The 11183-nt window shown below is 30.6% G+C and carries 9 protein-coding genes; 5 read left to right on the forward strand and 4 right to left on the reverse strand.

Annotated elements, in window-relative coordinates:
* Positions 1 to 87 precede the first annotated feature (87 nt).
* Both WNY60_RS01480 and WNY60_RS01485 read right to left on the reverse strand, forming a co-directional pair.
* Positions 88 to 1206: a GTP cyclohydrolase gene (locus WNY60_RS01480; protein WP_339807863.1), complete on the reverse strand. Its 1119-nt coding sequence runs from the start codon at positions 1204 to 1206 to the stop codon at positions 88 to 90.
* Between the two features lie 15 nt (positions 1207 to 1221).
* The gene (locus WNY60_RS01485; RefSeq protein ID WP_342861265.1) at positions 1222 to 2283 is read right to left on the reverse strand and encodes a transporter; all 1062 of its coding nucleotides are present in this window, start codon (positions 2281 to 2283) and stop codon (positions 1222 to 1224) included.
* A gap of 119 nt (positions 2284 to 2402) precedes the next feature.
* Here WNY60_RS01485 and WNY60_RS01490 point away from each other — a divergent pair, with 119 nt between their 5' ends.
* The 4 genes from WNY60_RS01490 to WNY60_RS01505 are packed head-to-tail and all read left to right on the forward strand — an operon-like array spanning position 2403 to position 7919.
* The gene (locus WNY60_RS01490; protein WP_145001808.1) at positions 2403 to 2654 is read left to right on the forward strand and encodes a DUF4834 family protein; all 252 of its coding nucleotides are present in this window, start codon (positions 2403 to 2405) and stop codon (positions 2652 to 2654) included.
* Positions 2655 to 2684: 30 nt separating this feature from the next.
* Positions 2685 to 5123 carry a YfhO family protein gene (locus WNY60_RS01495; RefSeq protein ID WP_342861266.1) on the forward strand — a complete coding sequence of 813 codons (2439 nt, stop codon included), beginning with the start codon at positions 2685 to 2687 and terminating at the stop codon, positions 5121 to 5123.
* Positions 5124 to 5159: 36 nt separating this feature from the next.
* Positions 5160 to 6446 carry a glycosyltransferase family 4 protein gene (locus WNY60_RS01500; protein WP_342861267.1) on the forward strand — a complete coding sequence of 429 codons (1287 nt, stop codon included), beginning with the start codon at positions 5160 to 5162 and terminating at the stop codon, positions 6444 to 6446.
* A 21-nt stretch (positions 6447 to 6467) separates the two neighbouring features.
* Positions 6468 to 7919 carry a polysaccharide biosynthesis C-terminal domain-containing protein gene (locus WNY60_RS01505; RefSeq protein WP_342861268.1) on the forward strand — a complete coding sequence of 484 codons (1452 nt, stop codon included), beginning with the start codon at positions 6468 to 6470 and terminating at the stop codon, positions 7917 to 7919.
* Between the two features lie 78 nt (positions 7920 to 7997).
* Here WNY60_RS01505 and WNY60_RS01510 read toward each other — a convergent pair whose 3' ends face one another.
* Entirely contained in the window at positions 7998 to 9104 is a 1107-nt protein-coding gene (locus WNY60_RS01510) for a hypothetical protein (protein ID WP_342861269.1), read from the reverse strand.
* A 172-nt stretch (positions 9105 to 9276) separates the two neighbouring features.
* Positions 9277 to 9924 (reverse strand): hypothetical protein, encoded by a 648-nt coding sequence (locus tag WNY60_RS01515; protein ID WP_342861270.1) that lies wholly within the window; start codon positions 9922 to 9924, stop codon positions 9277 to 9279.
* Positions 9925 to 10129: 205 nt separating this feature from the next.
* Here WNY60_RS01515 and WNY60_RS01520 point away from each other — a divergent pair, with 205 nt between their 5' ends.
* Positions 10130 to 11179, forward strand: coding sequence for a DUF3667 domain-containing protein (locus WNY60_RS01520; protein ID WP_342861271.1), 1050 nt, complete (start codon positions 10130 to 10132; stop codon positions 11177 to 11179).
* Positions 11180 to 11183: the final 4 nt, after the last annotated feature.

Genomic DNA, 11183 nt, shown 5'->3' on the forward strand with positions numbered 1-11183 from the left:
AAGGTTATGATTAAGGCTTAGAGAGTATAGCTTAAAATAATTATTAAAAAAAAAGAGCTTATCTATTTATAATAAGCTCTTGATGATTTATAATTCTTTTTTAAAAGTACAACGTCTTATATATACCTCTGGATCAAAGTGTTTCCAAATTTTATGTATAGCTTCGTTATCCTCTAATTCAGGTGTTCTATAACAGGTTTGTATTCCTCTTTCAGTAAACGTGTTGTAATATTCGTTAAAAATAACAGCATGTACACCTTTATTTTGATACTCAGGATGGACACCTATCAAGTAAAACATAACGTCTTTGCTTTCTTTTTTAGCTTTTAATAATTTTAAAAATCCAAATGGTAATAATTTACCTTTCATTTGTTGTAATGCATCCGCAAATCTAGGCATAACTACAGCAAATGCTACCAATTTGTTGTCTTTGTCAATAACAAATTTGATATATTCTGGATTAATAAAACTTATAAACTTCTTTTTAAAATATTCTTTTTGAATATCTGTAATCGCAACAAATGAAGATAGTGAGGCGTAGCTTTCATTAAATAAATCAAACATTTGATCTGCATAAGGCATGACTTCGGATGTTTTTTTTAAGTCTAAAGCTTTAAGCTGATAGCGTCTTTTTATTAATTCTTGTGCTTTGTAGAAAAATTCGGGTTTTACGTTTTTAAAAGGAAAACGACTTTCAGAATATTTTTTCTCAACAGAAAAACCATGTGACTGATAATGGTTGACATAGTAGTCGTGATTATACCATGTAATCATGTTACCTATCGCATCAAATCCTTCTGTAATAACTCCAACTTTATCTAAGTTAGAAAAACCTACTGGACCTTCCGTATAGTTTAGCTTATTTGCATGACCAATGGTGTAAACCTCTTGTAAAAGCGCCTTACTAACATCTAGATCGTCAATAAAATCAAACCAACCAAAACGCATTTTTTTTATGTTTTGGTCTTTTACTTCTAGCCAATTTATAATTGCAGCGATACGACCAACTACTTTATTGTCTTTATAGGCTAAAAACAGTGTTGCTTCGGCATCATTAAAAATAGGGTTTTTCTTTGCATCAAATGTTGCTAATTCTTGACTAATAATAGGTGGAACCCAATATCTAGAGTCTTTGTATATTTCAAAGGGAAATTTAACAAACGCTTTATAATCTGCTTTTGATACTACTTTTTTGGTTGTAATCATATAAAAAAGAAAGGGTTAGTTTTCGTCATCAAAATCAATCTCTTGAGTTTCTTTTTTTCGTTTACCTGAATCTTCTGGTGTGTCAGAATCATTATCTTTTTTATTCTTATTTTTCTTTCTATTCGCTTTTCTTTCGTATTCTTCAAGTACATCAGTACCATTATCTATATCAGCTTCAGGATCTTTATGGAAATCTAAACGATAAGATGCGCCAAAGTTCAAGCTAAAAACCGAAGGTGTGTCCTTTGTGTTAAAAGTAATTGCAGTATCTAACTGAAAATCCTTACTCCATAAATATGCTCCACCAAATCTAAATAAATTGTCTGCATAATAATCACTTTTTATGCCTTGAGTTTCTCCAAATAAAACCCATTGGTCAGTAATGGACTTGGTTAAAGTAACTATGTATTGAAAATCTGAAAAATCCGACCCAATCCTGTCCTTGGCAAAATTCATAACTAAAACCCAACCACTATTAAAGTTGTTTTGTGTTGCAACCATTACTTTAGGTGTAAAACCTCCTTCGTAATTTGGGCTTGAAAACGGATTACTATAAGGCACATAAACATTATCTTTAGCATCATAGTTTACACCAGCATATACAGCTACAGCTGGAATTAAATTACTCCATTTAAATTTTTTGTTAGCATGATAGCTGTAAATATTAGGTTTCTCCTCACCACGTTTTTTATATGGATCGTACACTAAGTATTTTGCACCTAATGTTAAATATTTAAAATTTGCACGATCAGTTTCTAATGGAAATAAGGTAGATCGATTATCTGTAAATGTATCATTTTGGTAAGTACCTTCTATATTTAATTCTAGTTCTTCCCAGACTAAACCATAACGCGCTGCAAAGTCAATACCAAAACCTGAAGCTTCATTTTTTAATGGTGTGTGCTCTTCTTTAAGAATGTAAGGTCCAACCTCAAGCTGAGCCACATTTTTTCCGACTGCAAAAGCACTTCTAGATACACCTGGTCTGTTAGAGTTGATTACTTCAGTATATTGGGCATTAGCAGTAAAACTTGCTAATAAGAGAATATACGTTACAATTAATTTTGGGTTAAGCATATGTTTTTGTTTAAAGTCAAATATAAGATTTTATATTTTTTTTAAGTATTTAAAACTCAATTTAAAACTGAAGAATTGTATTTTTGTTAAAGTATTGATAATTTAACTTTTATTTCAACATGGCTTTATTAAGAACCATACTTATAATAGCATTAATTTACTACGGATTAAAAATCTTATCTCGTTTGTTTGCACCTGCATTATTTAAATATGCAGCTAAAAAAGCAACCGAGCGTTTTGGAGGTGCGTTTAACCAACAAAGACAAGAGCCAGCTCAAAAAGAAGGCGAGATAACTATAGATAAAATGCCTAATAATAAATCTTCAAATAAAAATGTAGGAGAATATGTAGATTACGAAGAAATTGAGTAATTTTCAACCTCATACTTTTTAAAACTTTTTATGCAATTTTCTTTTAAAAAAATCTTACCTCATCTTTTAGTTTTGGTAGGATTTATTGTTTGCTCTTTAGCCTATTTTAGTCCTGTTTTACAAGGAAAAGTCATTTACCAAAGTGATATTGTTCACTACACAGGAATGGCAAAACAACAAAAGGATTTTAAAACTAATTCTGGAGAAGAAACCTATTGGACTAATAGTGCATTTGGAGGTATGCCAACCTACCAATTAGGAGCAAAATACCCACACAATTATATTAAAAAGTTAGACCTGTCGTTGCGTTTTTTACCACGACCAGCTGATTACTTATTTCTTTATTTTGCTGGATTTTATATACTGCTTTTGGTTTTAAAAGTGGATTGGAAATTGGCAGGATTAGGTGCTTTGGCATTTGGTTTTTCTACCTATTTAATCATAATTTTGGGTGTAGGACATAATAGCAAAGCACATGCAATAGCTTATATGCCATTAGTTTTAAGTGGTATTATACTAACGTTTAGAGGTAAGTACGTTTACGGTTTTATCCTGACAGCCATAGCTATGGGATTAGAGTTGGTGGCTAACCATTACCAAATGACTTACTATTTAATGTTGTTAGTCTTAGTTTTAGGTGTCGCTTATTTGGTAGATGCTTATCGTAAAAATATGTTGCCTCACTTTTTTAAAGCTGTAGGTGTGTTATTTGCTGCAGTAATCTTGGCAATAGGTTTAAATGCAACTAATATTTTAGCGACACAAGATTATGTTAAGGAGAGTACACGTGGTAAAAGTGAGTTAACTATCAATGCCAATGGGTCTAAAAGAGAAAACACAAACGGTTTAAGTAAAGAATATATCACAGAATATAGTTATGGTAAACTAGAAACTTTTAACCTATTTGTACCTAGATTTTTAGGTGGTGGAAGCGGAGAAGATGTAGGTGAAGATTCTGCAGTATATAAATACATTGTTGATCAAGGTGTACCACCAGCAGACGCTAGAGAATATACTAAAGGTCTACCAACATATTGGGGAAGCCAAACCATAGTAGAAGCACCAGCTTATGTTGGAGCAGTTGTAATATTTTTATTTGTGTTAGGCTTGTTTTTAGTTAAAGGTCGTTTAAAATGGTGGTTATTAGGAGGAACTATACTGTCTTTATTATTGTCTTATGGTAAAAATCTAGAATTCTTAACAGATTTATTTATTAACTATGTGCCATTATATAATAAGTTTAGAGCTGTCAGCTCAATACAAGTAATTTTAGAATTATGTATTCCTGTATTGGCAGTTTTTGCTCTAGTTAGGTTGTTTAATGATGTTGTTAAAACCGAAGAAAAACTTAAGGCTTTAAAAAACACAGTAATTATTACAGCAGGTTTAGCAATCCTATTTTTATTAGGAAAAGCTGTTGGAATAATCGATTTTGTTGGAGGTATTGATGGTCGTATTAGAGAAGGTAATGGACAAGCGTTTTTGGATGCTTTAAGAGAAGATAGAGCTAGCTTTTTTACACAAGATACGCTTAGAACCTTGTTGTTTGTTCTATTAGCAGCAGGCGTTATCTATTTCTTTTTGAAAAAGAAACTTAACGAAACTAAGGTTGTAGTCATTCTTGGATTATTAATTATAATAGATTTAGTTAGCGTAGATAAACGTTACGTTAATAACGAAGATTTTGTATCTAAGTTACAAATGGAGCGTCCTTATCAAGCCAATAAAGCAGATTTAGAGATACTTAAGGATAATACTAATTATCGCGTGTATGACTTAACGTCTGGAGGAGCTAAAACTAGCTATTTTCATAATGCTTTAGGTGGTTATCATGCTGCAAAACCAAAACGATATCAAGATTTATACGAATTTTATATCTCTAAAAACAATATTAATGTATTAAGTATGCTTAACGCGAAATACATAATTGGTCAAGGAGAAGATGGAAGTCCGTTTCCGTTTGTAAATAACGATGCAAATGGTAATGCTTGGTTTGTAGAAAACACTAAAAAAGTAAGTTCTGCTGATGCAGAAATTTTGGCTCTAGACACACTAAATACTAAAAAAACAGCTATTTATTCTGAAGGTGTTTCTGATAAAACTAATCTTCCTAAAACTTTAGTTGTGGACTCTTTAGCTTCAATAAAAACTTTAGATTACAAGCCTAACTATATTAAATATCAGTCGGATAATGTAAAAGATGGTTTTGCTGTGTTTTCAGAAATGTATTATGGTTCTGGATGGAATGCTTATATTGATGGTGTGTTAAAACCACATGCTAAAGTAAACTATGCGTTAAGAGGTTTAGAAGTACCAAAGGGTAGACATATTATTGAATTTAAGTTTGAACCTGATGTTGTTAAATCTGGTAGTACGATAGCGTTAGCTAGTTCTATTTTACTGGTATTATTAGTTCTTGGAGGTTTGATTTATGGTGTAAAAAGCATGAATAAGATTAGTGAGGAGTAATCACACTAGGCTCAATTTCCGCGAAAGCGTTACATTATGGATAAAAAAAAGGTGCTAATTATTACGTATTATTGGCCTCCTGCAGGAGGACCAGGTGTACAGCGTTGGTTAAAATTTGTAAAATATTTACCAGAATTTAATATAGAGCCTGTTGTATACTGTCCATCCAATGCTAATTACCCAATTATAGATGCAACTTTGCAAAGTGAAGTTAATCCAAGTGTTACAGTGCTTAAGCAACCAATAAAGGAGCCTTACAAATTGGCACAATTGTTTTCTAAAAAAAGTAAAACCATTAGTAAAGGGATTATTGCTGAAAAAAGCAAGCAAAGCCTTATGGAGCGTTTGATGTTGTTTGTTAGAGGTAATTTTTTTATTCCTGATGCCAGAAAAAACTGGGTAAAACCGTCCTACAACTACTTATCTACTTACATTTTAGATTTTAATATTGATACAATTATAACGTCTGGACCACCACATAGTTTACATTTAATTGGTTTAAAATTAAAAGAAAACCATAGTGTCAATTGGATTGCAGATTTTAGAGATCCATGGACTACAATAGGTTATCACAAGCAACTAAAATTAACTAAAGCTTCTAAAAATAAACATAAGGCATTAGAAAAAAAAGTGCTTAATAATGCTGACAAAATTATTGTAACTAGCCCAAGTACTAAAACCGAATTTGAGGGTATTACAAGTCAACCTATCCATGTAATTACTAATGGTTATGATAACGAAAAAGTAGTTGTAAATACCTTAGATAAAAAGTTTACATTGTCACATATTGGGTCGTTACTATCTAAACGAAATCCAGAAGTACTTTGGAAAGTGCTTAGCGAATTGATGATTGAGGAGACTAGATTTGCAGAGGATTTTCAGTTGAATTTAATTGGAGAAGTAGGTAAAGATGTTATACAATCTATTAAAACAAATGGTTTAAGTGGTAGTTTAAATTGTATTGGATATGTGCCTCACAATAAAGCTATTGAGTTTCAGAAAAAATCACAATTATTATTGTTGATTGAAATAAACTCGGAAGATACAAAAGCAATTATTCCTGGTAAATTGTTTGAGTATATGGTTGCTAATAGACCAATTGTTGCAATTGGACCAAAAGGAGCAGATGTAGCTTCAATTATTACAAAAACTAACACTGGTCAATTTTTTAATTATGATGATTATGATGCTTTAAAAAATAGTATTAAGCAGTATTATAAAGCTTACACTGAAAATAATTTAAAGACTAATCCAATAGGATTACAAGGTTACTCAAGACAACAGTTAACAAAAAAGTTAGCAGATTTGATTAATCAGTCCTAAAATATAAATGGTATAAAATATATGGGAATAGTCGTTAATCAATCTATTAAAAATACTATAATAACTTATTTTGGGTTTGGTATTGGTGCTGTTAACGTTATATTTTTATATACTCAATTTGTAAGCGAAGCTTATTTTGGTTTAATCACTTTTATCTTGTCTACAGCTAGTATTTTAATGCCTTTTATGGCTTTTGGCGTGCATAATACAATTGTTAAGTTTTATTCGTCCTTTAAAACCAGACAATCACAAAATAGCTTTTTAAGTTTAATGTTGCTTTTACCATTACTTCTAATAGTTCCGTTAGGATTAATTACGCATTTTGCATATGATTTGATTGCCAATTGGCTATCTAAAGAAAATACTATTATAAAGGACTATACTTGGTTAATATACATTTGTGCAGCAGCTTTTGCCTATTTTGAAGTGTTTTACGCTTGGAGTAAGGTGCAATTACAAAGCGTATTTGGTAATTTTATGAGTGAGGTCTTTCACAGATTTATTACCACGTTATTACTTTTAAGTCTTTATTTTGGTTACCTAAATGTAGATCAATTAATTTATGGGATTGTTATTACATACATTGTCAGAGCCTTAATTATGAAACTATATGCTTTTAGTCTTAGGATGCCAGTTTTTAAATTAACTAAAATCCCTAATGTTGGAAGTATTTTAAAATATTCTGCTTTAATTATAATCGCAGGCTCTGTGGCTAATATAATATTAGAGATAGATAAGTTTATGCTTGGTCAGTTTCAGGCGCTTAATAATGTTGCCTATTATGGTGTAGCTATTTATATTGCTACGGTTATAGGTGTTCCTGCTAGAGCAATGCATCAAATAGCAAACCCTTTAACCTCTAAACTTTTAAATGAAGGTCACAAGGTTGAACTTAAAACACTTTATCAAAAAAGTTCTATTAACTTATTTATAATTAGCGGATTTATATTTTTATGTATTATAATAAATATCAATAAGTTATATCTTTTAATTCCGGAAAATTATAGCGAAGGCTTTTTGGTGGTTTTAGTGATTGGTCTTGCTAAACTATCAGACAACCTTATTGGAAATAATAATGCCATACTTTTTAATAGCGATTATTATAGGGTAGTGCTAGTCTTTGGGATTTTATTAGCAATACTAACCGTAGTTTTAAACCTTGTTTTTATTCCGTTGTATGGAATAAATGGAGCTGCATACGCAAGTTGTATTACTATTTTTACATACAATACAATCAAACTATTGTTTGTGTATAAAAAATTTAAAATTCAACCGTTTACATTAGCTACCATAAAAACAACACTACTAATATTGATTTGTGGTTTAAGTTTGTTTTTTTGGGAATTTAATTTTAATCCCATTATTAGCATTGTCGCTAAAACGTTAATTTTAATTATAATCTATGGATTAACTGTTTTTAAATTTAATTTATCAGAAGATATTTCAAAAATATTAAATCGCTTTATTCCATAAAAAAAACCTACTTAAAGTTGCTTTAGGGCAAACAACCTTAGTAGGAATTCTATTCAATCGACTAGTTATTAGTCTTTTCTAATTTCTAGATCTAGTACTTCTTGAAGAGGAAGTATTTTGTCTTGACGTTGTACTTCTTGAAGTCGTAGTTCTAGGTTTAGAAGTCGTACGTTTATTAACCTGCGTATTACTTCTATTTGTTCTTGTATTTACTTTAGTATTAGTTCTGGTTCTAGGTTTAGAGGTTGTTGTTTGATTTCCTCTAGTTCTAGGTATACTTGTAGTGTTACCTCTAGTTCTAGGTGTTGCAGTAATCACTTTGTTGTCTCTAGTTTTTGTGTTAACCGTATTACCTCTTGTTTTAGGTTTAGTATTTACAGTATTATTTGTTCTAGGTCTAGATGTTGTTGCATTACCTCTTGTTCTTGGTGTTGCAGTAGCCCTATTGTTTCTAGTTCTAGGTGTAGTAGTAGCTCTTGGTGCTCTTCCTTCTGTCCTAGAGGCTAAAGCTCTATTTCTTGAAATCGTATTACCTCTTCGACTTGCTACAGCAGTAGTACGTCTGTAATTATTAACGTAAGGTCTGTCGTATCTATATCTAATTGGTGTATAATGTCTTCTATATGGTGTTGTATAAAGTACACAGTAGTTTACTGGTGGAATTACATAATATGCATGCCAAGGTCTGTAAACATAAGCTCTGTTGTAAATATTTATAAAGCCAGTACTATGAGAATAACGATTGTAGCGGTTGTAGTGCACATATAATCCTCCAACACGACTAATGTAGCCTCTGTTATTGTAGTTAATATAAACATTTCCTACTTGATTAACGCGACCGTAATAGTCATAATAAATAGGTGTGTTTTCAACTTGAATAACAGCTCCAAACTCGTCATATTGTACATATGCGCCATAATCATATCCTGTATTAAAGCTAATATTTGTGTTTCTATTATTAATTTCTACGCTAACTTGAGGTCCATAGCTAGGCATATAAAAGTCAAATTGACCATCTGCATAAATAGAAAACTCAATTCCTGCTTCAGTAAAAATGAAAGAATTACCATAACCTTTGACATAAGAGTTATTAATCACACCATTATCTATCGTTGTGTTTGTGTCTGCATTAACAGAAAACCCACTAAGGAGAATTGCTGATAATAATAGGAATACTTGTTTCATAATTATTTGTTTTAAGATTGAACACTTACATAATTACAAGCATCGTGCCAAAAACAAAAAACTCAATATTCACAAGGGATTATGGTTGTTTTTTAATTTATTGAAGGCCATAAAAAAAGCCATAAACAAAAGTTTATGGCTTTAAATAATATTTATAAATTTGATTTACTACCTATTTTTTTAACTGAGTAGGTTGTGTATCGACAGTTTTTCTGTAATACATTGTATCATTATTATTACTTGTTTGGTATTGATAATGACCATTATTAGTTTGACCTATGTAATGATTAGAATTACTTCTGTTAACTTGACCAATAGTTTTAATTAATTGTCCTTGTCTATTGTAGTATAAACGCATACTTCCAATTTGACTAACTAAACCTTGACGGTTGTAACTAATGTAAACAGAGCCTAAACGCTTAATTTGACCACTCCTGTTATAATTTAAAAATACATTTCCTATGCGTCTAACTTTACCATCACGATCATGTGTAATAATCATACCTCTATCTCTAGGGTTATTATAAGTTACTTGTGTACCTGGAGCACCATTTGTAACATTTATTGATCTTCGTTTTGTATTGGTGTTAGTGCGTCTGTAATAATAGTCTCCTTGCGTGTGATTTATTGCTGTGTTAAAATCAAAACTTCCGTCAGGAAAAATTAAAAATTCCACACCACGTTCTGTAAACAAGATTGGTTGTGCGTAATAATTTCTGTTTATTACTAAATCTTCACCTTGCGATGCAGATTTAGCTTCTGCTGTTACAGTCGTTAATCCAATTAACATACCTGTAATTAATAGTACTAGTTTTTTCATAGTATTAAGGATTTAGATTTTGCCTACTATTTAAGCGTTTCGGCATTCGCTATTTTGATTAAGTAGTTTCAATAGCTGTGCCAAAGTTGTTATGCATTGATTTTACTGTATGTCCAAGACGTTTTTTTAGTATATTTTAATTTAATTCTATATTGAAAAGTATATAATTGATTAAAATATTTACTTTTATAAAAACTACTAACTAATGTCCTTAAAGTATACCAAGTGTAAAAATTGCGATAGCGATTTTAAATCAGGATTCCAATTTTGTCCACATTGTGGAATGAAAGATAAAGAGGAATTAACACTTGGAATTTTATTTTACAATACCTTAAATAATTATCTGCTGTGGGATTCTAAATTTTTAAAGAGTTTTATTCCTTTAATGAGTAAACCAGGATTTTTGCCTAAAAGATTTATTGAAGGTAAACGTCTATCTTATTTGCATCCTGCACAATTATATTTATTTGTTACGTTTGTGTTTTTCTTTTTGTTTTCCTTTCAAATGAATAAAGTAGAAGAAAATTTAAATGAGGATTTTAAAGCGCAATCAACTAAAGTTTTAAATGAAATTGAAAGAAAAGAAATGGACTCTATTGAAAGAAGTGAAATTAGAGCCACATTAAATAGTAATAAGTTGCTATCCGGAATGACAGATAAACAGATAGACTCTATTGTAAATCAAAAAGAAATTAAATCAAGTAATAACGTTTTATTTGGGTACGAGAGTCAAAAAATAGACTCATTATTGACTGTTGGAGCATCAAAGGAATCTATTTACATAGCTATGGGAATGGATGATAATCCAGGATGGTTTGATAGGATGTTATATCCTAGACTTTTAAAGTTTCATCAGGATAGAAAAGCTGGTACGATTTGGATGTCCATGATAAATACAACACCAATAGCATTATTTATTTTATTACCAATTTTTGCTTTCTTTTTGAAACTATTTTTTTGGAAAAAAGGACGATATGCTTACCACTTGGTATTTTCTTTTTACTTTTTCGCCTTTATTTTCACAGTGTTTAGTATTTTATTAATCAGCAATTTTATTATTGATGTACCTAATTGGATAGACTTTTTAATAGCCTTATCCACATTTATATATCTAGTAATTGCTGTTAAACGGTTTTATAATCAACGTTTATTTTACAGTGTTTTAAAAAGCGGAATTGTGTCTTTAGTTTTTTTAGTAGTGTTAGTACCTATTGCTTTTCTGGTCTTAGGTTTTATTTCGTTTTTGTCTTATTAAATAA

It is taken from the genome of Olleya sp. AS48 (assembly GCF_038900355.1).
GTDB lineage: Bacteria > Bacteroidota > Bacteroidia > Flavobacteriales > Flavobacteriaceae > Olleya.